Below are 24,713 nucleotides of genomic sequence, written 5' to 3'. Positions count from 1 at the left end.
GGACCCATGCCAGCACCTTCGAACCACCCGCACGTCTTAAGCCTCTTGAGCCTTTCGAACCTCTTAGAAGGAGACAGCGATGCACGCTGCCGTGGTGCGCACGATCGGACAGCCCCCGGTTTACGGGGAGTTCCCCGACCCCACCCCGCAGGAGGGTGAGGTCCTCATCAACGTCCGCGCCGCCGCGCTGACCAACCTCGGCAAGCTCGTCACGTACGACCCCGACTACTCCGCCGGCGCCGAGGTGCCCTTCGTCGCCGGTGTCGAGGGCGTCGGCACGCTCCAGGACGGCACCCGGGTCGGCTTCGCCGCCCAGCGGCCGCCCTACGGCTCCATGGGCGAACTGACCGTCTCCTTCGCCCCCCTGGCCTTTCCCGTGCCCGACGGCGTGAGCGACGCCACCGCCGCGGCGCTGATCAACCCCGGCTTCTCCTCCTGGCTCCCCTTCGCCTCGCAGCTCAAGCTGGAGGCCGGCGCCAAGGTGCTGATCCTCGGCGCCACCGGCGTCGCCGGCAAGCTGGCCGTGCAGATCGCCAAACACCTCGGTGCCGGACGCGTCGTGGCCGCTGGCCGCAACCGCGCCGCACTGGAGCAGCTGCCCTCGCTCGGCGCGGACCGGGTCGTCTCCCTGGACCAGCCCGAAGAGAAGATCGCAGCCGAGTTCGCCCAGGAGGCCGGCGAGCACGGCTTCGACGTCGTCCTCGACTACATCTGGGGCCGCCCGGCGGAGATATTCCTCGGCTCGCTGCCCCGCTCCCTGGAGGCCGAGGGCGAGGTCCGCTACGTACAGCTCGGCAACAGCGCCGGCCCGACCGCCACCATCGAGGGCAACGCCCTGCGGCGCGCCGGCATCACCATCATCGGCACCGGCAGCATGCCGAGCCTGGACATCGTCAAGGACGTGTGGGAGCGGATGACCGACGCGGTCGTCAAGGGCTCCCTCACCATCGACGTCGACGAGGTCCCGCTGTCCGAGGTCCACGACGCCTGGAACCGCGAGACGCCCGGACGGCGCCTCGTCTTCGTCGTCTGACCGAGCCGAACCGAAAGCTGGTGGCACCGGGGATCCGACGCGCAGACCCCCGCTGTGAGGCCCGGCCCCGGTGCCACCGCACCCAGGGAAGACGACACTGACACCATGAACGAGCTGATGATCGAGACGCTCGACGTCGGCAAGACCTACGGCACGGTACGCGCCCTGGACGGGGTGAACCTGACCGTGCCCCGGGGCACCGTCCTCGGCCTGCTGGGCCACAACGGCGCCGGCAAGACCACCCTCGTGAACATCCTCGCGACCCTCCAGCCGCCGAGCACCGGCACCGCCCGCGTCGCGGGCTTCGACGTCGTCGGCGCGCCCGTCGAGGTCCGCCGCAGGATCGGCCTCACCGGACAGTACGCCTCGGTCGACGAGCAGATGACCGGCCTCGACAACCTGGTCCTGATCGCCAGACTGCTGGGCGCCCACCCCCGCGCCGCCCGGACGCGGGCGGGGGAGCTCCTGGAGCGCTTCGAGCTGACCGCCGCCGCCAAGCGGCCCGTACGCGGCTACTCCGGAGGCATGCGGCGCCGGCTCGACCTCGCGGCCAGCGTGGTCAACAGCCCCGCCGTGCTCTTCCTCGACGAGCCCACCACCGGCCTCGACCCCGGCAGCCGCATCACCCTCTGGAACATCGTCGGGGAGATGGTCGCGCAGGGCAGCACGGTCGTCCTCACCACCCAGTACCTCGACGAGGCCGACCGCATGGCCGACGCCATCACCGTCCTGTCCGAGGGCGCCGTCGTCGCCTCCGGCACCCCGGCGGAGCTCAAGGACCGGGTGGGACGGCGCGCCGTCACCGTCACGCTCGCCTCGCCCGAGGACCTGCCGCGCGCCGCCCGGGCCCTGGAGGCGGCCGGCCTGCGGCCCTCGTACGACGAGACGCGCGGGAAGCTCACCACACCGGTGGACAGCTCCCGGCAGGTCGCGGACGTGGTGCGGGCCCTGGACGCCGTCCACGTCGAGGCGGCGGAACTGGCCATGACGGAACCCACGCTCGACGACGTCTACCTCACCCTCGCCCGCAAGGCCCCCGCCCTCGCCGGATGACGCCCGCACCGGGCGGACCGGGACACGCACACCGTAGGAGACGCCATGGCGCGGGCACTCGCGCAGGAACACCCCGGGGCCGCGCAGCCCCCCGCCCAGTGGACGGGGGCCGGAATCGGCACCCAGATCGCCGTCCTCACCGGAAAGTCGCTGCGCAAGCTGGTCACCGACCCCAAACTGCTGATCTTCAGCGTGCTGCAACCACTGGTGCTGTTGCTGCTGTTCGGCCAGGTCTTCACCAGCGTGGCCACCACGCCCCACTTCCCCGACGGCGTCGGCTACATCGAGTTCCTGGTGCCGGCCATCCTGGTCACCACCTCGATGCAGTCCGCCTTGATGTCGGGGGTCGGCCTGAACGAGGACATCAAGAACGGCGTGGTCGCCCGCTTCCGCTCCATGCCCATCTGGCTGGGCTCCGTCCTGGTCGCCCGGAGCGTCTTCGACGTGGCGCGCGCGGCCGTCCGGCTGCTCGTGCTGCTCGTGCTCGCCACCGTCCTCTTCGGCTTCTCACCCGCGGGCGGCGTGCCGGGCGTGCTCGCCGCGGTCGTCCTCGCCCTGCTCATCGGCTTCGCCCTGGCGTGGATCTTCATGGCCATCGCCTGCTGGCTGAGGAACGCCGAGGCCATGCAGGGCGTCGGCTTCCTGGTGATGTTCCCGCTGATGTTCGCCTCCAACGCCCTGGTGCCCACCGCGGGACTGCCGGGCTGGCTGCAGGTCATCGCCCATGCCAACCCCATGAGTTACGGCATCGACGCCTCGCGCCACCTGATGTGGGGCCAGCCGGCCGGGACGTCCGTCCTCGCCTCGGTCGGCACCAGCGCCGTGCTGGCCGTGGTGGCCGCCGTGGTGGCGGAGCGGGGGTTCCGCCGGCCGCAGTAGGGAGCGCCCGGCCGGCGGAGGAACGAGACGGCAGGGCGTGGTGCCGCGGGCCCGCACGACCGTGCGGGCCCGCGACGCCCTGCCGCCGGCGGTCCGAATCGCCTCAGACGCCGGCCCTGCGGAAGCGCGTGATGGCGTCGATGTGCCGCTCGCGCAGCCGCGCGTCCCGGACGCCCAGCCCCTCCTCGGGCGCCAGGCACAGCACCCCGACCTTGCCGCTGTGCCGGTTGCGGTGCACGTCACGGGCCGCCATGCCCGTCTCCTCCAGCGGGAACACCTTCGACAGCGTCGGGTGGACCATCCCCTTGGCGATCAGCCGGTTGGACTCCGCGGCCTCCCGGTAGTTGGCGAAGTGAGTGCCGATGATCCGCTTGAGGCTCATCCACAGGTAGCGGTTGTCGTAGACGTGCTGGTAGCCCGACGTCGCCGCGCACGTGACGACCGTGCCGCCCTGCCGTGCGGCGAAGACGCTCGCACCGAACGTCTCCCGGCCCGGGTGCTCGAAGACGATGTCCGGGTCGTCACCGCCGGTCAGCTCACGGATCCGCGCGCGGAAACGCTTCCACTCCCGCGGGTCGGGCGTGTTCTCGTCCGCCCAGAACCGGTAGCCCTCCGCCGCCCGGTTGATCACCAGCTCGGCGCCCATCCCCCGGACCAGCTCCGCCTTGCTCTCGCTGGAGACGACGCACACCGGGATGCCGCCGCCGTTGAGCACCAGCTGGGTCGCGTACGAACCGAGTCCGCCCGTCGCGCCCCAGATCAGCACCACGTCGCCCTGCTTCATGCCCGCCGCGTTCGGCGACGCCAGCTGCCGGTACGCCGTCGCGTTGCACAGCGTGGAACAGGCCGCCTCCTCCCAGGTGAGGTGCTCCGGCATCGGCATCAACTGGGTGCCGTTGACGAGGGCCAGCTCGGCGAGCCCGCCGTAGTTGGTCTCGAAGCCCCAGGCCCGGCCGGACGGGTCCAGCATCGAGTCGTCGTAGCCGTCAGGCGTGTCCATGGCAGCCTGGTGCGCGGTGGCCACCACCCGGTCGCCCGGCTTCCAGCGCTCCACCCCCGGCCCGGTGCGCAGCACGACGCCGGCCATGTCCGAGCCCACCACGTGGTACGGCTGGAAGTGCCGGGCGTGCAGCGCGCTGGACTGCGCGTACCGCTTGAGGAAACCGAACGTCGGCAGCGGCTCGAAGATCGCGCTCCAGACGGTGTTGTAGTTGATCGCGCTCGCCATCGAGGCCACCAGCACCTCGCCCGGCCCCGGCTCCGGTGTCGGCACGTCCTGCACGTGCAGCGACTTCTCCGGATCCTTGTCGCTGCTCGCCATTCCGTCGAACATGGCGGTCTCCTCGGCGAGCACCACCACACCCCGGTACGACTCCGGGAGCGGCAGGGCCGCGAAGTCCTCGCTCACGGCGTCGTCGGAGAGGATCGCGCTGAGGATCTGGTCCACTTCTGTCTCCTGTCACCTGTCAGCCGATGTGGACCGACGCCCCCGTACCGGGCGCGTCGTCGTTCAGGTAGTTGCTGAGCCTCTTGACCTGGAGCTGCTGGTAGGCGGTCATCGGCACGAAACGGCCGATCCGCTGCGCCAGCTTCGGCGGCGCGGGCAGCGTCCGGCGGCCCATCACCTCCGCGATCGTGCGCATGCGCCGCAGCCGCGGCCAGCGCGCGCCCTCGTAGGCGCGCAGCCGCTCGTTCGCCGTGCCCGGCCCGCTCATGGCGCGCTCCAGCACCCACGCGTCCTCAAGCGCCTGGCACAGCCCCATGCCCAGCCGGGGCGGTACGACGTGCGCGGCGTCCCCCGCGAGGGTCACCGGCCCGTCCCCCCAGTACGGGCGGACGTGATGCATGATGTGCGGGAAGACGCTGATGTCGTCGTCAGTGATCGTCTCCAGCAGCTGCGGCAGCGCCCCTCCGGTCCAGTGCCCGAAACGGGCCCGCAGGTTCTCCACCGGCGACCCCTCCACCGGCACCCCCGGGTGGCCGAACCCGTGACCGCCGGGCTTGCCAGGGGGAGCGGTGTCGCCCTCGCGCCACGGCAGCTCGAACGCCCAGTAGACCTGGCCGTCGCCGACCGGGTGCATGACGCAGATCCCCTCGTGGCTGTAGAGGGAGTGGATGCGGTCGCCCTCGCTGAAGCCGTGGGGCAGGGCGGTGATCCCGTGCCAGGTCGCGTCCCCGCAGTACGCCGCCGGGTCGTGGCCGAGCAGGTGCTCCCGCACGGCGGAACGGTGGCCGTCGGCGCCGATCAGCGCGTCGCACTCCACCTCGCTGCCGTCCGAGAACGACGCCACCACCGTCGTCCTGGGCCGGTCCGTCCGGTACTTGATGCCGGTCAGCTGCTTGCCGAACTGCACGGTGCCGGCCGGCAGCCGTTCGGCCAGGGCAGCCAGGACACCGCCGCGCTTGCCGACGATGACCGGGTGGCGGTAGCGCCGCGCGATGGCGGCCATGTCCATCTGGAGCAGCGTCTCACCGTATTCCGACAGCAGGTCCAGCGCTTCCACGCGCACACCCAGGTCGTCCAGCCGGATGCCCCAGGTACGCAGCAGGCCGGTCGCGTTGGGGTAGAGGAGCACGCCGTTGCCGTCGGCGCGCAGCTCGTCGGCCTGCTCGTACACCGTCACTTCGTGCTCGCGCGAGAGGGCGAGCGCGCTGGCGACGCCGCTGACTCCCGCACCGATGATGACCGTCTTCACTCAGGTGTGCCTTTCTCGAGGGCGGCTGGGGTCGGTTGGTTGGTGGTGCTGACCGTTCGCTGCTTGTCTTCGCTTGCTTACGCTTGTCTTCGGTTGCCTCGGTCTGTTTTCGGTCTGTTTCCGGTCTGTCCTCGCTGTCGTTCAGCGGCCGAGAATCCAGGTGCGGACGGCTTCGGCGGTGGAGTCGGAGAAGTCCTCCAGCATCGTGAAGTGATCGCCCTGCACGTCGACTTCGCAGTCCGCGAGCTCCCAGACCGCCCGCCAGTCCTCCGGCGGCGCAGCCGGGCCGGAGTCCTCGCCCTCGCCCGCCGAGAAGCAGGCGGAGGCCCGTACCAGCAGAGTTGGCGCGGCGACCGGCTCGACGTCCCACTGCGAGAAGATCCGGATGTAGCCGCCCATGGCGGCCAGCCGCCTGTCGTCGAACATGTCGAAGTCGTTCTCCCGCGACACCATCGCCCCACCGATCTGTGCGCCGACCGGCGACTGCGCCATGTGTGCGGGCGAGGAGGTGTCCAGGAGCACGACGGCGGACGGCGCGTGACCCAGCTCCTCCAGCCTCCGCGCCACCGCGTGGGCCACCCACCCCCCGGCCGAGCGGCCCGCCAGGACGAAACGCCGCCGGGTGCCGCCGTCGCCGAGGCAGCGCAGCACGGCGTCCGCGTGGACGCGCGCCAGTGCCTCGACCGTGCCCGGCAGTGACTCCCCGGAGAGGAAGCCCGGCTCGGGGAGGGCCCAGACGTCGGCCGTGCCGCGGAAGTGGGCGGCGAAGCGGGCGTATTCGTGCGGTCCCGCGACGGGGCTGAAGGAGGGGAAGCAGATCAGCGTGGGCTCGGACTCGCCGTCGGTCCCGGACTCGCCGTCGGTCCCGGACGAGGTGACCGACGAGAGCCGGATGGGCCTGGAGACCGGAAGCTCCGCGTCGTGGGCGCTGAAGGTTCCTTCGAGCAGGGAGGCCGCCTTGAGCAGTTCGAGGGCTTCGTCGAGCTTCTCCTCGGCGCAGGCCCGCCGGTAGAGGGCACCCAGGGGGCCGGGGGCGGCGGAGACTTCACCTGTCTCGGGTGATTCCGCTTCTGTCGCGGCTTGCGCGGAGAGCCGGTCGTGCAGCTCGGTGGCGAGGGCCGTCGGGGTGGGGTGGTCGAAGAGCAGCGTCGCGCCCAGACGGAGGCCCGTGAGCTCTTCCAGCCGGCTGCGCAGCTGAACGGCGGTCAGCGAGTCGAAGCCCGACTCAAGGAACGGCTGCTCGGCGGCCACCTGCTCGGCGTCCCGATGGCCCAGCACGGCGGCGGCATGGGTGCGCACCGCCTCCAGCAGCATGCCGGGGCGTTCCCCCTCGGGCGCGGCGTCGAGCCGGCGCCGGAACTCCGTCCCGGAGGAGGTGACGTTCTCGGTGCGGGGCAGAACGACCTGGGTGTCGCTGTCGAGCCAGTAGTGGTGGTGTTGGAAGGGGTAGGTGGGGAGGTCGTGGGTGGGGTGGGTGGTGGGGAGGAGGGTGTTCCAGTTGGGGGTGGTGCCGGTGGTGTGGAGGTGGGTGAGGGCGGTGATGGTGGTGTGGGGTTCGGGGTGGTTTTTGCGGAGGAGGGGGGTGGCGGTGGTGTGGGGGTGGGTTTGTTGGGTGAGGGCGGTGAGGGTGCTGTCGGGGCCGAGTTCGAGGAGGGTGTGGGTGGTGAGGTGGGTGAGGCCGTCGTTGAAGCGGACGGGTTGGCGGATGTGGTGGGTCCAGTAGGTGGGGGTGAGGGTGTCGGTGGTGGTGGGTTGGCCGGTGAGGTTGGAGATGATGGTCAGCTGGGGTGGGTGGTAGGTGAGGGACTCGGCGATGGTTTGGAATTCGTCGAGTATGGGGTCCATGTGGGGGGAGTGGAAGGCGTGGCTGACGTGGAGTTTCTTGGTTTTGCGGCCCCAGTTGGTGACGGTTGTTGCGATGGTGTCGACGGCGTCTTTGTCGCCGGAGATGACGACGGATGAGGGGCCGTTGATGGCTGCCAGGCTCACTCGCTCGTTGAGAAGAGGAGCGATTTCGTTTTCTGTGGCTTGGAGGGCGGTCATGGTGCCGCTGGTGGGGAGGGTTTGCATGAGGCGTCCGCGTGCGGCGACCAGGGTGCAGGCGTCTTCGAGAGACCAGATGCCGGCGACGTGGGCTGCGGTGAGTTCCCCGATCGAGTGCCCGAGCAGTGCCTCTGGCCGTAGTCCCCAGCTTTCTATGAGCCTGTATTGGGCTGTTTCGAGGGCGAAGAGCGCGGCCTGGGTGTAGGCGGTTTGGTGGAGCAGGCCGGTGGTGTCGTGCCACATGATGTGGGTGAGTGGCTGGTCTAGGTGTTGGTCGAGTTCGGTGCGGATGGCGTCGAAGGCGTCGGCGAAGGCTGGGTAGGTGGCGTGGAGTTCGCGCCCCATGCCGGGCCGTTGTGAGCCCTGTCCCGCGAAGAGGATCGCCAGCCTGCCGTCGTGCCGCCTGCCGCGGATCACCGAGACCGAGCCCAGGGCCTCGATCAGTTCTTCGCGGGTGCTGCCCACCACGGCCGCCCGGTGATCGAAGTGGGTGCGGGTGGTCGCGAGGGCGTACGCCGTGTCGGCGGGGTGCACGTCGGGACGGTCCTCGGCCCAGCGCCGCAGCCGGCTCAGCTGCTCGTCCAGCGCCTCCGGTGACTTCGCCGAGACGACCCACGGCACGACGACGTCCTTGGCCTCGACGGGCGCGGTCGGATCCGCCGTGTCGGCCGTCTCCTGGGGTGATTCCTCAAGGATGAGGTGCGCGTTCGTGCCGCTGATGCCGAAGGAGGAGACGCCTGCGCGGCGCGGCCGGTCGGTCCGCGGCCACGGCCGGGACTCCGTGAGGAGTTCCACCGCGCCGGCCGACCAGTCGACCTCGGGGGTCGGCGCGTCGACGTGGAGGGTGCGGGGCAGCGCGCCGTGGCGCAGCGCCTCGACCATCTTGATGACGCCGCCCACGCCCGCGGCCGCGAGGGAATGGCCGATGTTGGACTTGAGCGAGCCCAGCCACAGGGGCCGGTCATCCGGCCGTCCTTGCCCGTAGGTGGCCAACAGGGCCTGCGCTTCGATGGGGTCGCCCAGCTTGGTCCCGGTGCCGTGCGCCTCGACGGCGTCGACGTCCGCGGGCGAGAGGCGCGCGTTGGCCAGCGCCGCACGGATCACACGCTGCTGCGAGGGGCCGTTGGGGGCGGTGAGACCGTTGGACGCGCCGTCCTGGTTCACGGCGGAGCCCCGTACGACCGCCAGGACGCGGTGGCCGTGGCGGCGGGCGTCCGACAGGCGCTCAAGGAGCACCATGCCGGCACCTTCGGCCCAGTTCGTACCGTCCGCCGCGGCCGCGAAGGACTTGCAGCGGGCGTCCGAGGCGAGGCCGCGCTGCGCGCTGAAGTCGACGAAGGCGCCGGGCGTGGCCATCACGGTCACACCGCCGGCCAGGGCGAGCCGGCACTCACCGCTGCGCAGCGCCTGTGCGGCGAGGTGCATGGCCACCAAGGAGGACGAGCAGGCGGTGTCGACCGTGACCGCCGGGCCCTCCAGCCCGAGGGTGTACGAGATCCGCCCCGAAGCCACGCTCCCCGCACTGCCGTTGGCCAGGTACGGAGCGATGTCCTCGGGCACGGAGGGCAGGTGGACGGCGTAGTCGTGGCCGACGAGCCCGGCGTAGACCCCGACGGGTTCGCCGCGCAGGGAGGCCGGGTCGATGCCGGCGCGTTCGAGCGCCTCCCAGGAGGTCTCCAGCAGCAGCCGGTGCTGCGGGTCCATGGCGAGGGCCTCGCGGGGGCTGATGCCGAAGAAGGCCGCGTCGAAGCCCGCGGGGTCGTGCAGGAAACCGCCTTCGCGGACGTAGGTCCTGCCGGGGGCGTCGGGGTCGCTGTCGAAGAGGGCGTCGAGGTCCCAGCCGCGGTCGGTGGGGAAGCCGGACACGGCGTCGGTGCCGTCGGCCACCAGCTGCCACAGCTCCTCCGGCGAGGCGACCCCGCCCGGGAAGCGGCAGCTCATGCCGACGATCGCGATCGGTTCGTCCGCGCTCGCCGGGGTCCCCTCCCCGGCGGGACGGGCGGTGCCGGTCTGGCCGAGCAGTTGCGTCCGCAGGTGGGCGGCCAGGGCTGCGGGCGTCGGGTGGTCGAAGACGAGGGAGGCGGGCAGGCGCAGTTCGGTCGCCCGCTCGAGAACGGTGCGCAGCTCGACCGCCGTGAGCGAGTCGAATCCGAGGTCGCGAAAAGTCTGGTCCGCTTCGAGGCCGTACTCCGGTACGTGGCCGAGCACGGTGACGGCATGGCCCTTGACCAGGTCGAGAAGGAAGCGCTCCCTTTCGCGCTCGGGCAGCTCGGTCAGCTGGCGCACGATGCTGGCGACGGGACGAGGAGACTCCGGTGCGGGGTGGTGCCCGGTGCTGGAGCCGTGATTGCTGGGGTCGAGCCAGTAGTGGTGGTGTTGGAAGGGGTAGGTGGGGAGGTCGTGGGTGGGGTGGGTGGTGGGGAGGAGGGTGTTCCAGTTGGGGGTGGTGCCGGTGGTGTGGAGGTGGGTGAGGGCGGTGATGGTGGTGTGGGGGTCGGGGTGGTTTTTGCGGAGGAGGGGGGTGGCGGTGGTGTGGGGGTGGGTTTGTTGGGTGAGGGCGGTGAGGGTGCTGTCGGGGCCGAGTTCGAGGGGGGTGTGGGTGGTGAGGTGGGTGGGGCCGTTGTTGTAGGGGACGGGTTGGGGGATGTGGTGGGTCCGGTGGGTGGGGGGGGGGGTGTCGGTGGTGGTGGGTGGGCCGGTGAGGTTGGAGATGATGGTCAGCTGGGGTGGGTGGTAGGTGAGGGACTCGGCGATGGTTTGGAATTCGTCGAGTATGGGGTCCATGTGGGGGGAGTGGAAGGCGTGGCTGACGTGGAGTTTCTTGGTTTTGCGGCCCCAGTTGGTGACGGTTGTTGCGATGGTGTCGACGGCGTCTTTGTCGCCGGAGATGACGACGGATGAGGGGCCGTTGATGGCTGCCAGGCTCACTCGCTCGTTGAGAAGAGGAGCGATTTCGTTTTCTGTGGCTTGGAGGGCGGTCATGGTGCCGCTGGTGGGGAGGGTTTGCATGAGGCGTCCGCGTGCGGCGACCAGGGTGCAGGCGTCTTCGAGAGACCAGATGCCGGCGACGTGGGCTGCGGTGAGTTCCCCGATCGAGTGCCCGAGCAGTGCCTCTGGCCGTAGTACCCAGCTTTCTATGAGCCTGTATTGGGCTGTTTCGAGGGCGAAGAGCGCGGCCTGGGTATAGGCGGTTTGGTGGAGTAGGCCGGTGGTGTCGTGCCACATGATGTGGGTGAGTGGCAGGTCTAGGTGTTGGTCGAGTTCGGTGCGGATGGCGTCGAAGGCGTCGGCGAAGGCTGGGTAGGTGGCGTGGAGTTCGCGTCCCATGCCGGGGCGTTGTGAGCCCTGTCCCGCGAAGAGGACCGCCAGTTCGCGGCCTTGTCGCCGGCCTCGTAAGACCGATGCGGGCGAGGCCAGCGCGGTGACAAGTTCTTCGTGGGTTCGGCCTACGACCGCGGCCCGGTATTCGAAGTGCGTGCGACTCGTGGCCAAGGCGTGGGCGACGTCGACTGGCCGGGCGTCCGGCCGTTGCTGGGCCCATTGGCGTAGCCGTGCGAGCTGTTCGTCGACGGCTGCTTCGGTCTTGCCCGAGACGACCCAGGGCACGACCACGTCGCTCTGCCCAGTGGCGGGCGCCTGCTCCTCCACTGTCTCTGGTGGTGCCTGTTCCAGGATGACGTGGGCGTTGGTTCCGCTGATCCCGAACGACGACACACCCACCCGCCGCGGACGCTCGACCTCCGGCCAGCCGCACGTCTCCGTCAGCAGCCGAACCCCGCCGGCCGACCAGTCCACCTCGCTGTTCGGTTCGTCGACGTGGAGGGTGGGTGGCAGGGTGCCGTGGCGCATGGCCTGGATCATTTTGATGACGCCGCCGACGCCTGCTGCGGCTTGGGCGTGGCCGATGTTGGACTTGAGCGAGCCCAGCCACAGGGGCCGGTCCTCCGGCCGTCCTTGTCCGTAGGTGGCCAGGAGGGCTTGTGCCTCGATGGGGTCGCCCAGTCGTGTGCCTGTTCCGTGGGCTTCGACCGCGTCCACATCGTTCGGGGTCAGGCGTGCGTTTGCCAGTGCCGCTCGGATCACTCGTTCCTGCGAGGGGCCGTTCGGTGCCGTCAGGCCGTTGCTCGCGCCGTCCTGGTTGACCGCCGACCCCCGCACGACCGCCAGGATCCGCCGGCCGTTGCGCCGCGCGTCCGACAACCGCTCCAGCAACAACACCCCCACACCCTCGGCCACCCCGAAGCCGTCGGCCGCCTCGGAGAAGGCCTTGGACCGGCCGTCCGCCGCCAGGCCGCCCTGCCGGCCGAACGACACCAGTCCCGCGCCCGTGCACAGCACGGTGGCGCCACCGGCCAGAGCGAGCCCGCACTCCTCGTTGCGCAGGGCCTGTACCGCTAAGTGCAGGGCCACCAGTGAGGACGAGCACGCCGTGTCCACCGTGACCGCGGGGCCTTCCAGACCCAGCGTGTAGGAGATGCGCCCCGAGAGCACGCTGGCCGAGTTGCCCGTGACCAGGTAGCCGGCGTCGCCGTGCGCCGCCAGCAAGGTGTGGTCCTGGCCGCTGGTGCCGGCGTAGACGCCGACCGGCTCGCCCCGCATGGCCGTCGGGTCGATGCCGGCCCGCTCGAAGGCCTCCCACGAGGTCTCCAGCAGCAGCCGCTGCTGCGGGTCCATCGACAACGCCTCGCGCGGGTTGATGCCGAAGAACTCCGCGTCGAAACCGGCGACGTTCTCCAGGAAGCCGCCCTCGCTCACCCGCCCTCCGGCAACCGCTTCGGCGTCCGCTTCCGCTTCTGCTTCCGCGCCCTGCTCTTCGGCCTCCTGCTCAGGGTCCGGCTCGTACAGCGCCCCCAGGTCCCAGCCGCGGTCGGTGGGGAAGCCGGACACGGCGTCGGTGCCGTCGGCCACCAGCTGCCACAGCTCCTCCGGCGAGGTGACGCCGCCCGGGAAGCGGCAGCTCATGCCCACGACGGCGATCGGCTCGTGACGCCGGCTCTCGACCTCCTGCAGCCGCTGGTTGGCCTTTTGGGAGTCGGCGATGGCGCGCTTGAGGTAGCTCCGGAGCTTCTCCTCGTTTGTCACGTGGACCTCATCTTCCTCACATCTCGCTACCGTGCGTGCCTGCCGTGCCTACCGCGCCTGCTGTTCTTGCCGTCATTCCGTCATTCCGTCATTCCGTCTTGCCGTCATGCCCGCCCTAGGGCGCCGAGCCGCCCGGCCCGTCACCCGAGGTGCTTGTCGACCATGTCGAAGAGCTCGTCGTCCGTCGCCGACTCAAGGGCGTCCTCCGTGGCCGTAGCCGTGTCCGTCGCGTTCCACCTGGCCGTGAGGGCCTGGAGCCGGACGGCGATGGCGTCGCGGGCCTCGTCGTCCTCGGCGAAGGCGTCGAGCTCCGTCGCCAGCCGGTCGAGTTCGCCGAGCACCGTCTCGACGCCCGACGGCTCCTCCGGCACGAGCAGGTCGCGCAGATACGTGGCCAGCGCCGCCGGCGACGGGTGGTCGAAGACCAGCGTGGCCGGCATGCGCAGGTCGACGGCGGTCGCCAGGCGGTTGCGCAGTTCGACTGCCGTGAGCGAGTCGAAGCCCTGCTCCTTGAACGACCTGTCCGCCGGCACCGTGTCCGGCGAGTCGTGGCCGAGCACGGCGGCCACGTGCCGGAGCACGAGCTGCAGCAGGACGCCGTGCTGCTTGTGCGCCGGCAGGCCGGCGAGGCTGTCCGCCAGGGTGCCGCCGCCCTCGGACGCCTGTGCCCCCGCCGCGGCCCGGAGCCGTCCCCGGACCAGTCCGCGCAGCGCCGGGGGCACCGATTCGAGGGGCTGTTCCCGGAGCGGGGCGAGGTGGAGGCGGGCCGTCAGCAGGACGGCGTCGGCGTGGTCGGTGCCCGTGTCGAAGAGGGCCAGGGCCTCGTCGGTCGGCAGGGGGGCCATGCCGCCCCGGCCGATCCGGGTGAGGTCCGTGTCGTCCAGCGCTGCCGTGCCCTCGCTGCGTTCCTCCCACAGGCCCCAGGCGAGGGAGGTCGCCGGCAGGCCGGCCGCCCGCCGGGCCTGCGCGAACGCGTCGAGGAAGGCGTTGGCCGCCGCGTAGTTGCCCTGTCCCGGGCCGCCGAAGGTGCCGGCGGAGGAGGAGAAGAGGACGAAGGCCGACAGGTCGCTGTCACGCGTCAGCTCGTGCAGGTGCACCGCCGCTTCCGCCTTCGGGTACCACACCCGGTCGAGACGGTCGGGCGTGAGCGTGTCGATCACCCCGTCGTCGAGGGCGCCCGCGGCGTGCACGACCGCCGTCAGCGGCCTGCCGTCCGGAATGCCGGCCAGTAGCTTGGCGACGTCGCCGCGGTCGCTCACGTCGCATGCCGCGAGGGTGAGTTCCGCGCCGTGCCCGGCGAGCTCCGCGGCCAGCGCGGCGACGCCCGGGGCGTCCGCGCCGCGCCTGCCGGCGAGGACCAGGTGCCGGGCGCCGTGCCGCGTCACCAGGTGCCGGGCGACCAGGCCGCCGAGGGTGCCGGTGCCACCGGTGATCAGCACGGTGCCGCTCGGGTCGAGGCGCCTCGGCACGGTGAGGACCATCTTGCCGACGTGCCGCGCCTGGCTGAGGAACCGGAAGGCGTCCTTCGCATGGCGGAGGTCCCACGCCCGCACCGGCAGGGGCGTCAGGACGCCGCGTTCGAGCAGGTCCACGACGTGGATGAGCATCTCGTGGATGCGGTCCATGCCGGCCTCGCTCAGGTCGTAGGCCTGGTAGCGCACGCCGTCGTGGCCGGCGGCCACCGCCGCGGGATCCCGCAGGTCGGCCCGGCCCATCTCCAGGAACCGGCCACCCGGGCCCAGCAGGTGCAGGGAGGCGTCCACCAGCTCGCCGGTCAGGGAGTTGAGGACCACGTCCACTCCGCGACCGCCGGTGGCGGCCCGCAGCCGGGGCTCGAAGCCCGGGTCGCGCGAGCTGCCGAGGTGGTCGTCGTCGAAGCCCAGGTCCCGCAGCGCGTCCCACTTGCCCCGGCTCGCCGTGCCGTACACCTCGGCCCCCAGGTGGCGGGCCAGTTGGGTCGCCGCCATGCCCACGCCGCCCGCCGCGGCGTGGACGAGTACGGACTCGCCGGCGCGCAGCCCGGCGAGGTCGACCAGGCCGTAGTAGGCGGTCAGGAAGACCAGGGGGACGGACGCGGCCTTGACGTAGGACCAGCCCTCGGGGATGCGGACGAGCGTGCGCTGGTCGGCGATCGCGGTGGAGGCGAACGATCCGGGCAGCAGGCCCATGACCCGGTCGCCGGGCCGCAGGGCGGTGACGCCGGGGCCGGTCTCCAGCACGATGCCGGCGCCTTCGCTGCCGAGCCGCGCGTCACCTCCGGGGTACATGTCCAGGGCGATGAGCGCGTCGCGGAAGTTCAGGCCCGCCGCCCGGACCGCGACGCGCACCTCGCCGTCGGCGAGGGGCGTGCCCGTGTCGGGGCCGTTCCCGAGGGACAGCTCCTCCAGGGTGCCGTCGGCGGACGGCGTCAGCCGCCACGACGCGGTGTCCGACGGCAGTGTGAGGGCGGTGGAGGTCGCGGCGCGGGCGAGCCGGAACGCCAGCGGCCTGCCGGCGCGGATCGCCAGCTGGGGTTCGCCGGTGGCCAGGGCCCCGGGCAGCGCGCGGTGTGAGGAGCCGTCGGCGTCCAGGTCGACGAGGACGATCCGGCCGGGGTTCTCCGACTGGGCGGAGCGCAGCAGGCCCCAGACGGGGGCGAGCACCGGATCGGGCGCCGGTTCGCCCGGCGCCGTGGCGACCGCGCCCCGTGTGACGACCACCAGGCGGGAGTCGGCGAACCGTTCGCCGGACAGCCACTCCTGGGCCAGTGCCAGGGCCCGGCCGGTCATCTCCAGGGCCGTGCCCGCGACGTCGTCGCCGTCGTCCGGGCCGGCCGGGAAGGGGACCAGCACCACGTCGGGGACGGCCTCGCCGGCGGCCACCGCTTCGGCGAGCGCCCGCCCGTCGGCGTGGCCGGCGACCGGGGTGCCCGCGGCCCGCAGCGCTTCGGCGAGCCCCCAGGAGTCCGGGCCGGCCACGGCCCAGCCCGCCTCCTCGTCCGCCTCCGCCGGGGCGACCGGCGTCCAGGTGAGCCGGAACAGCGAGTCGTGCAGGGCGTCCCCGCCGGGGCGCAGCAGCTCGGCGGAGGCCGGGCGCAGCACCAGGGAGTCCACGGACAGCACGGGGCCGCCCGCCTCGTCGGCCGCGTGCACCGACACCCCGCCCTCGCCATCGGGGGCGACGCGCACCCGCAGGCCGGCCGCGCCGGTGGCGTGCAGGGCGATGCCGCGCCAGGCGAACGGCAGCAGGTTGCGGCCTTCGCCCGCCCCCGGCACCGGGGCACCGAGCCCCAGGGTGTGCAGCGCCGCGTCGAACAGGGCCGGGTGCAGCCCGTACCGGTCCGAGGAGTCGCGCTCCTCCTGCGGCAGCCGGACCTCGGCGAACATCTCGTCGCCGCGCCGCCACACGGCCCGCAGCCCGCGGAACGACGGGCCGTACACGATGCCGCCGTCGGCGAACCGCTCGTACAGCCCCTCGACGTCCACCGGGCGTGCGCCCTGCGGAGGCCATGCGGTCAGGTCGAGCGGCCGGCCGTGCCCGTCGCGGCCGAGGACGCCGTCCGCGTGCTTCGTCCACGGCACGTCGGCGGGGGTGCCCTCGACGCGCGCGTACACGCTCACCGGGCGGCGGCCGGCGTCGTCGGCGCCGCCGACGACGACACGCAGCCGCACGGCGTCCTGCTCGGGCAGCAACAGTGGCTGGTGCAGCGTCAGTTCCTCGACGCCCGAGCAGCCCGTCCGCTCCGCCGCGCGCAGCGCCAGCTCCACGAAGGCGGTGCCGGCCAGGAGCGCCACGTCCGGACTGCCGTGGTCGGCCAGCCACGGGTGGCCGCGCAGCGACAGCCGGCCGGTGAACAGGTACCCGCCGGTGTCCGGCAGCTCGACGCCCGCTCCCAGCAAGGGGTGGCCGGCCGGGTCGAGACCCACGGAGGCCACGTCGCCGGCCGGCTCCCCGTCGTGCAGCCACAGGTGCGTCCGCTCGAACGCGTACGTCGGCAGGTCCGTCCACCGGGCGTCCTGGCCCGCGAACACCGCGGACCAGTCCAGGCGGACGCCCCGGGCGTGGGCCTCCGCCACCGACGCCAGGAACCGCTCCGGGCCGCCCTCGTCGCGCCGCAGCGAGCCCACCACGGCGACGTCGACGTCGTCGGCGGACTCCTGCAGCGGCGTGCTGAGCAACGGGTGCGGGCTGACCTCGACGAACGTACGGAACCCGGCGGCCGTCAGCGCGCGCGTGGTCCGCTCGAACTCCACGGGCCGGCGCGCGTTGAGGAACCAGTACTCGGCGTCCAGGCCGGCGGTGTCGACCGGCTCGCCGTACACGGTGGAGTAGAAGGGGACGGCCGACGGGTGCGGAGTCACCGGCGCCAGCACGTCCAGCAGGTGCGCGCGCAGAGTGTCCACCTGGGCGGAGTGGCCGGCCCCGTCGGCGCCGCGGATGCGCCGGGCGCGGACGCCCGCGGCCTCCAGCTCCTCCAGCAGCTCGTCCAGGGCGTCCGACGAGCCGGTCACCGTCGCCGACCGGGGGGAGTTCACGGCGGCGACGGACAACCTGCCCCGCCACCGCTCCAGCCGGGCCTCCAGCTCCTCCCGGGGCTCCGCCACGGCCGCCATCCCGCCGTGCCCGACCAGGCTCAGCAGGGCCCGGCTGCGCAGGGCCACCACACGGGCGGCGTCCTCCAGGGACAGGGCGCCCGCGACGTGTGCCGCCGCCACCTCGCCCTGCGAGTGGCCCACCACGGCCGACGGCTCCACGCCGTACGAGCGCCACAGGGCGGCGAGGGAGACGGTGACCGCGAACAGCAGCGGCTGGATCATGTCCGACCGGTGTGCGGGCGGCGCCTCCACGGCCCCGGACAGGACGTCGAGCACCGACCAGTCCAGGTGGGCCTCCAGCGCGGCGGCGCACTCACCCGCCTTCTCCGCGAACACCGGTGACGTGCGCAGCAGTTCGGCGGCCATCGCGGGCCAGTACGCGCCCTGGCCCGGGAAGACGAACACCACCTTCTGGCCGTCCGCCGCCCTCGCGCGCAGCAGGCCGGGGAACTCGCCGTCGGTCGCCAGCGCTTCGAGCCCTCCGACGGCCTCGTCCCGGTCCCCGGCCGGGATCACGGCCCGGTGTTCGAAGTGGGTCCGGGACGTGGCCAGTGCGTGGGCGACGTCCGTGAGCCGCGCCGCGGGCCGTTCGGTGAGGTGGGTGTGCAGGCGTGCGGCCTGGTCGCGCAGTCCGGTCGCGGTCCGGGCCGACAGCACGAGGGGGACGGGGCTGCCGTCCCGGTCGGCCTCCGCCGGCGCGGCGGTCTCCTCCTCGGGTGTGTGTTCGAGGATGAGGTGGGCGTTGGTGCCGCTGACGCCGAAGGAGGAGACGGCGGCGCGGCGGGGGCGGCCGGTCTCGGGCCAGGGCCGGGCCTCGGTGAGCACCTCCACCGCGCCCGCGGACCAGTCCACCTGCGTGGTGGGCTGGTCGACGTGGAGGGTGCGGGGGAGGGTGCCGTGGCGCATGGCCTCGACCATCTTGATGACGCCGCCGATGCCGGCGGCGGCCTGTGCGTGGCCGATGTTGGACTTGAGGGAGCCGAGCCACAGGGGGTGGTCGGTGGGGCGGTTCTGGCCGTAGGTGGCGAGGAGTGCCTGTGCTTCGATGGGGTCGCCGAGGCGGGTGCCGGTGCCGTGGGCTTCGACGGCGTCGACGTCGGCGGGGGTGAGGCGGGCGTTGGTGAGGGCGGCGTGGATGACGCGTTCCTGAGACGGCCCGTTGGGGGCGGTGAGGCCGTTGGAGGCGCCGTCCTGGTTGACGGCGGAGCCGCGTATGACCGCGAGGACATGGTGGCCGTTGCGGTGTGCGTCGGACAGCCGCTCCAGCAGCACCATGCCCACCCCCTCACCGAAGGCGGCGCCGTCCGCGCCGTCCGCAAAGGCCTTGCAGCGGCTCGACGGCGACAGCGCCTGCTGGCGCCGGTACTCGGTGAACAGGTCGACGGTCGCCATGACGGCCACCCCGCCGGCCAGCGCCAGCTCGCACTCCCCGCTCCGCAGCGCCTGCGCGGCCAGGTGCAGGGCCACCAGCGACGACGAGCACGCCGTGTCGACCGTGACCGCCGGCCCCTCCAGGCCGAGCGCGTAGGAGATCCGCCCGGAGATGACGCTCCCCGAGCCGCCCGTGCCCAGGTAGCCCTCGGCCTCCTCCGGCGCGTTGCGCAGCCGCAGCAGGTAGTCCTGGTACATCGCGCCGACGAACACCCCCGTGCGGCTGCCCCGCAGCGAGGCCGGCACGATGCCGGCCCGCTCGACGGCCTCCCACGAGGTCTCCAGCAGCAGCCGCTGCTGCGGGTCCATGGCGAGGGCCTCACGCGGGCTGATCCCGAAGAAGAGGGGGTCGAACTCGGCGGCGTCGAGCAGGAAACCGCCCTCGACGCCCCGGCCGTCACCGTCCGCCCCGCCCAGCCCGGCGAGGTCCCAGCCGCGGTCGTCGGGGAAGGCGGACATGGCGTCGCCGTCCGAGGCGACCAGCTGCCACAGGTCCTCCGGGGAACGCACGCCGCCGGGGAACCGGCAGCTCATCGCCACGACCGCGACCGGCTCCCCGTCCGCCGCGCCCGACCCCGCCGCCACGGGCGCCAGGGCGCGCGGAGCCGAGCCCAGCACCCGCTCGGTCAGGAAGCCCGCCAGGGCCACCGGGGTGGGGTGGTCGAAGACGAGGGTCGCGGGGAGCCGGACACCGGTCGCCGCGTGCAGCCTGTTGCGCAGCTCGACCGCGGTGAGCGAGTCGAAGCCCACGTCCTTGAACGCCCGGTCCGGGCCGACGGCGTCGGCCTCCGCGTGGCCGAGCACCGCGGCCGCGTGGGCCCGCACCAGCTCGGTCAGCCGCTCCCGCCGCTCGGCGTCGGGCAGCCCGCGCAGCCGCTCCACCAGCTCCGACCCGCCGCCGTCAGTGCCGTCCGCGGTGACGGCCCGCCGGACCGGCGCCGGCAGCAGCGCCCGCAGCAGCGGGTGCACGGGCCCGCCGGAGCGGCGCAGGCCGCGCAGGTCGACGCGGGCGGGCACCAGCAGCGCCTCGTCGACGGACAGGGCGGCGTCGAACAGCGCCAGGCCGTCCTCCCTGCCGAGCGTCAGCGCCCCGGCGCGCCCCATCCTCGCCAGGTCGGCGGTGCCGACGTGGGCGGACATCTCGCTGCGCTGCTCCCACAGGCCCCACGCCAGCGACCGCGCCGGCAGGCCGGCGGCCCGCCGGGCCTGCGCCAGCGCGTCGAGGAAGGCGTTGGCGGCCGCGTAGTCGGCCTGGCCCTGCCCGCCGAACGTGGAGGTGGCGGAGGAGAACAGCACGAACGCCGAGAGGGGCGCCTCACGCGTCAGCTCGTGCAGCAGGAGCACCGCGTCGACCTTGGGGCGCAGCACGGCGTCCAGGCGTTCGGGCGTCAGCGAGGTGAGGACGCCGTCGTCGAGCACGCCCGCCGCGTGCACCACGGCGGTGAGGGGGTGCGCGGCGGGAACCGCCGCCAGTACGGCGGTGAGCGCCGCCCGGTCGGTGACGTCGCAGGCGGCCACCGTCACGGAGGCGCCTGACTCCCGCAGTTCCGCGACGAGTTCGCTCATGCCGGGGGCCGCCTCGCCGCGCCGGCCGACGAGCAGCAGGTGCCGGGCGCCGTGCGCGGAGACGAGGTGCCGGGCGACGAAGCCGCCCAGCAGGCCGGTGCCGCCGGTGACGAGCACCGTGCCGTCCGGCTCGGGCAGGACGGGCGGCGCGTCGGCCGCGGCCGCGGCCCGGGCGAGGCGCGCCACGTGCACGGCCCCGGCGCGGACCGCGGTCTGGGGCTCGTCGGAGAGGGCGGCGGCGAGCAGGGCGTGCGGGGAGGCGTCGTGACCGTCGAGGTCGACGAGCGCGAAGCGGCCGGGGTGTTCGGCCTGCGCCGAGCGTACGAGCCCCCGTACGGGCGCCGCCGCGAGGCCGGGGACGTCCTCGCCGTCCCGCACGGCCACCGCGCCCCGGGTGACGACCGCCAGCCGGGTGCCGGCGAGCCGTTCGTCGGCCAGCCACGCCTGGAGCAGCTCCAGGGCCCGGGCGGTGGCCGCGCGGGCCGACTCGGCGAGCCGTTCCCCGGCGCCGGGGAACGACACGACGGCCAGGTCCGGTGGCGCCGTCCCGGCGGCCTCGGCGAGCGCCGCCACATCCGGGTGGGACGGCAGGCCGAGGACGCCGGCGAGCCCCAGGTGGTCGTCGCCCAGGACGACGGCGGTGGGCTCGCCCGGGGCGGGCGGCTCGAACTCCGGCCAGTCGAGGCGGAACAGCGCGTCGCGCGGCCCGCCGCGGGACCGCAGCTTCTCGTGCGGAACGGGCCGCAGCACGAGCGAGTCCACCGTGGCGACCGGCAGTCCGGAGCCGTCGGTCACCGTCAGCCGCACCGCGTCCGTGCCGGCGGGGGCCAGGTGGACGCGCAGCGCCGTGGAGCCCACGGCGTGCAGACGGACGCCGCTGAACAGGAACGGCAGCAGCCCGTCCCCGGCGTCGCGCACCGCGCCCAGCCCGACGGCGTGCAGGGCCGCGTCCAGCAGCGCCGGGTGCAGCCCGAACCGGGCCGCCGCGGCGTGCTCCTCCTCCGGCAGCCGCACCTCGGCGAACACCTCGTCGCCGCGCCGCCAGGCCGCCCGCAGCCCCCGGAACACCGGGCCGTACTCGATGCCGGTGCCGGCGATCCGGTCGTAGAGCCCGTCGAGGGCCACCGGTCCGGCGTCCGCGGGGGGCCAGGCGGACGTCTCCGCCGCGGCGGCCCGGTCGTGCCCGGTGACGGGCGACAGGACACCGGTCGCGTGACAGGTCCACTCCTCCTCGTCCCCCGCGTCGGCACTCCGCGCGTACACCGCGAGGGGCCGGCGGCCGTCCTCGTCGGCGCCGTCCACCGCCACCTGCACGCACGTGGCGGCCTCTTCGTCGAGGACCAGCGGGGCGGCGAGGGTCAGTTCGTCGAGCCGGCCGCAGCCGGCCTCCTCACCGGCCCGCAGCGCGAGCTCGACGAACGCCGTGCCGGGCAGCAGCACGGAACCGGCCACCACGTGATCGGCCAGCCAGGGGTGCGTCCGAGCCGACAGCCTGCCGGTGAACAGCACCCCGCCGCTGCCGGGCAGCGGGACCGCCGCACCCAGCAGCGGATGCCCGGCGGGCTCCAGACCCGCCGCGGACACGTCACCGGTCGCCGGGCCCGCCTCGGCCCAGTGGCGCCGCCGCTCGAAGGCGTACGTCGGCAGGTCCACCCGGCGCGCGCCGGGGCCGCCGAACACCGCCGCCCGGTCCACCTCGACGCCCCGCACGTGGGCCTCCGCCACCGAGGTCAGGAAGCGGTCCAGGCCGCCCGCGTCCCGCCGCAGCGAGCCCACCACGGCCAGCGAGGCGCCGGGCACCTCGTCGGAAGCCTCCTGGATGGCCGCCTGGAGCACCGGGTGCGGGCTCGCCTCGACGAACACCTCGTGGCCCTGGCCGGCCAGCGTCAGCACGGCGTCACCGAACCGCACGGTCTCGCGCAGGTTGCGGTACCAGTAACCGGCGTCCAGCGTGGCGGTGTCGACGGTCTCACCGGTCACCGTGGAGAAGAACGCCACCGAGCCCGTGCGGGGCGCGACCGGTGCCAGCAGCGCCAGCAGCTCCTCGCGGATCAGCTCCACCTGCGCCGAGTGCGACGCGTAGTCGACGGGTATCCGACGGGCGCGCACCCCCGCCGACTCGCAGTCGGCCCGCAGCTCCTCCAGCGCGTCGGGGGCGCCGGAGACCACGGTGGCGTGCGGCCCGTTGACCGCCGCCACCGACAGCCGCTCGCCCCACCGCCGGACACGCCGCCGCACCTCCTCCTCGCCGAGCGCCACGGAGACCATGCCGCCCTGGCCGGACAGCGCCGTCAGGGCCTTGCTGCGCAACGCCACCACCAGCGCGCCGTCCTCCAGGGAGAGGCCGCCCGCCACGCACGCGGCGGCGATCTCGCCCTGGGAGTGGCCCACCACGGCGGCGGGTTCCACGCCGTACGAGCGCCAGAGCGCGGCCAGCGACACCATGACCGCCCACAGCGCCGGCTGGACGACGTCGACGCGCTCCAACGCCCCGGCGTCGTGCAGGACGTCGGTCAGCGACCAGTCCACATGGGGTGCGAGAGCCCGGGCGCACTCCTGCATGCGGGCGGCGAACACCGGTGACTCCGCGAGGAGTCCGACCGCCATGCCAGCCCACTGGGAGCCCTGGCCGGGGAAGACGAACACCGCGCGGTGGTCGCCCTCCGCCGCCCCCTGGACCACGGTCGGCAGCGGCCGGTCGCCGGCCAGCGCCGCCAGTCCCTCCAGCAGTCCGTCCCGGCTGTCGGCCAGGACGACCGCCCGCTGTTCGAAGACGGTACGGCCCGTGGCCAGCGAGTGCGCGACGTCGTGGACGGCCAGGCCGGGATCGGCGTCCACGGCCTGGCGCAGGCGGGCCGCCTGCGCGCGCAGGGCCGCCTCGGTCCGGGCCGACAGCGGGCTCAGGGCCAGGCCGGCGGGCCGGCCACCGGTGTCCCCGGCCGGGCCGTCCTCGCTCTCCGGTGCCTCTTCGAGGATGACGTGGGCGTTGGTGCCGCTGATGCCGAAGGACGACACGCCCGCCCGTCGGGGCCGTCCGTCGGACCGCCACGGCACCGGCTCGGACAGCAGCTTCACCGCACCGGCCGACCAGTCCACGTGCGGGGTGGGCCGGTCGACGTGCAGCGTCGCGGGCAGCAGCCCGTGGCGCATGGCCTCGACCATTTTGATGACGCCGGCGACGCCGGCGGCGGCTTGGGTGTGGCCGATGTTGGATTTGACGGAGCCGAGCCAGAGGGGGTGGTCGGTGGGGCGGTCTTGGCCGTAGGTGGCGAGGAGTGCCTGTGCTTCGATGGGGTCGCCGAGGCGGGTGCCGGTGCCGTGGGCCTCGACGGCGTCCACGTCGGCCGCGGTGAGCCCGGCGCCGGCCAGCGCCTGCCGGATCACCCGTTGCTGCGCGGGCCCGTTGGGCGCGGTCAGACCGCTGCTGGCCCCGTCCTGGTTCACGGCCGAACCCCGGACGACCGCCAGCACCGGATGCCCCAGCCTGCGCGCGTCCGCGAGCCGCTCGACCAGGAGCATGCCGGCTCCCTCGGCCCATCCGGCACCGTCGGCGCCCGCCGCGAAGGCCTTGCACCGGCCGTCGGGGGACAGGGCGCCCTGCCGGCTCAGCTCGACGAACGGCGCCGGGGTGGCGAGGACGCGCACCCCGCCCGCCAGAGCCAGGTCGCACTCGCCGTCGCGCAGCGCCCGCACCGCCAGGTGCAGAGCGACCAGCGACGACGAGCACGCCGTGTCCACGGTGATCGCGGGCCCCTCCAGGCCGAAGCTGTAGGCGATCCGGCCGGAGGCGACGCTGGCCGCGCTGCCGGTGCCCACGTGCCCTTCGAGCTCGTCGTTCGGGGCCTTCTCAGCGATCTGGCCGTACTCCTGGCCGTTGCTGCCGACGAACACGCCCGTGCGGCTGCCCCGCAGCCCGGCCGGGTCGATGCCGGCCCGCTCGAACGCCTCCCACGAGGTCTCCAGCAGCAGCCGCTGCTGGGGGTCCATGGCGGTGGCCTCGCGGGGGCTGATGCCGAAGAAGCCGGCGTCGAAGTCGGCGACGTCGTGCAGGAAGCAGCCGTGGCGCACGTACGACGTGCCCGACCGGCCGGCGTCGGTGTCGTACAGGGCGTCCAGGTCCCAGCCCCGGTCGGCCGGGAAGCCGGACACCGCGTCCTCACCGGCGGCGAGCATCCGCCACAGCTCCTCCGGGGTGCGCACACCACCGGGGAACCGGCAGCTCGTCGCGACGATCGCGACGGGCTCGCGCGCGGTGGCCAGCCGCTCGTTCTGCTTCCGCAGCCGGGCGATCTCCTTGAGGGAGTCCCGCAGCGCCTCGACGACCGCTTCACCGGACGTGTTCGTCATGCCCTTACC

Annotated in this window: 6 protein-coding genes and 1 pseudogene; 3 read left to right on the top strand and 4 right to left on the bottom strand. The window is 73.5% G+C overall.

What is annotated here, in order from left to right:
- The first annotated feature begins 79 nt into the window (after positions 1 to 79).
- From CYQ11_RS04920 to CYQ11_RS04910, 3 genes are all read left to right on the top strand, one after another.
- Complete coding sequence (locus tag CYQ11_RS04920) at positions 80 to 1,033, top strand: quinone oxidoreductase family protein (protein ID WP_099197626.1); 954 nt, start codon at positions 80 to 82, stop codon at positions 1,031 to 1,033.
- Between the two features lie 105 nt (positions 1,034 to 1,138).
- Positions 1,139 to 2,086: an ATP-binding cassette domain-containing protein gene (locus tag CYQ11_RS04915; protein WP_099197625.1), complete on the top strand. Its 948-nt coding sequence runs from the start codon at positions 1,139 to 1,141 to the stop codon at positions 2,084 to 2,086.
- A 45-nt stretch (positions 2,087 to 2,131) separates the two neighbouring features.
- Positions 2,132 to 2,965 carry an ABC transporter permease gene (locus tag CYQ11_RS04910; protein ID WP_099197624.1) on the top strand — a complete coding sequence of 278 codons (834 nt, stop codon included), beginning with the start codon at positions 2,132 to 2,134 and terminating at the stop codon, positions 2,963 to 2,965.
- A 103-nt stretch (positions 2,966 to 3,068) separates the two neighbouring features.
- Here CYQ11_RS04910 and ccrA read toward each other — a convergent pair whose 3' ends face one another.
- The 4 genes and pseudogenes from ccrA to CYQ11_RS04870 all read right to left on the bottom strand — a co-directional run bounded on the left by ccrA (position 3,069) and on the right by CYQ11_RS04870 (position 24,704).
- The gene (ccrA, locus tag CYQ11_RS04905; RefSeq protein ID WP_099197623.1) at positions 3,069 to 4,412 is read right to left on the bottom strand and encodes a crotonyl-CoA carboxylase/reductase; all 1,344 of its coding nucleotides are present in this window, start codon (positions 4,410 to 4,412) and stop codon (positions 3,069 to 3,071) included.
- 19 nt (positions 4,413 to 4,431) lie between these two features.
- Positions 4,432 to 5,661: an FAD-dependent oxidoreductase gene (locus tag CYQ11_RS04900; protein ID WP_099197622.1), complete on the bottom strand. Its 1,230-nt coding sequence runs from the start codon at positions 5,659 to 5,661 to the stop codon at positions 4,432 to 4,434.
- A 141-nt stretch (positions 5,662 to 5,802) separates the two neighbouring features.
- Positions 5,803 to 12,756: pseudogene (locus tag CYQ11_RS29410) on the bottom strand (type I polyketide synthase); the annotation flags it as partial.
- A gap of 170 nt (positions 12,757 to 12,926) precedes the next feature.
- On the bottom strand, positions 12,927 to 24,704 hold the full coding sequence (locus tag CYQ11_RS04870) for a type I polyketide synthase (protein ID WP_099197735.1): 11,778 nt from the start codon (positions 24,702 to 24,704) through the stop codon (positions 12,927 to 12,929).
- Positions 24,705 to 24,713 lie beyond the last annotated feature (9 nt).

This window comes from Streptomyces cinnamoneus (assembly GCF_002939475.1).
In the GTDB taxonomy this organism is placed as follows: domain Bacteria; phylum Actinomycetota; class Actinomycetes; order Streptomycetales; family Streptomycetaceae; genus Streptomyces; species Streptomyces cinnamoneus_A.
This window is presented reverse-complemented; position numbering and strand designations above follow the sequence as displayed.

Excerpts from the sequence above, each read along its gene's own strand:
- CYQ11_RS04920 (WP_099197626.1), top strand. The coding sequence starts at position 80 with ATGCACGCTGCCGTGGTGCGCACGATCGGACAGCCCCCGGTTTACGGG.
- CYQ11_RS04915 (WP_099197625.1), top strand. The coding sequence starts at position 1,139 with ATGAACGAGCTGATGATCGAGACGCTCGACGTCGGCAAGACCTACGGC.
- CYQ11_RS04910 (WP_099197624.1), top strand. The coding sequence starts at position 2,132 with ATGGCGCGGGCACTCGCGCAGGAACACCCCGGGGCCGCGCAGCCCCCC.
- CYQ11_RS04870 (WP_099197735.1), bottom strand. The coding sequence starts at position 24,704 with ATGACGAACACGTCCGGTGAAGCGGTCGTCGAGGCGCTGCGGGACTCC.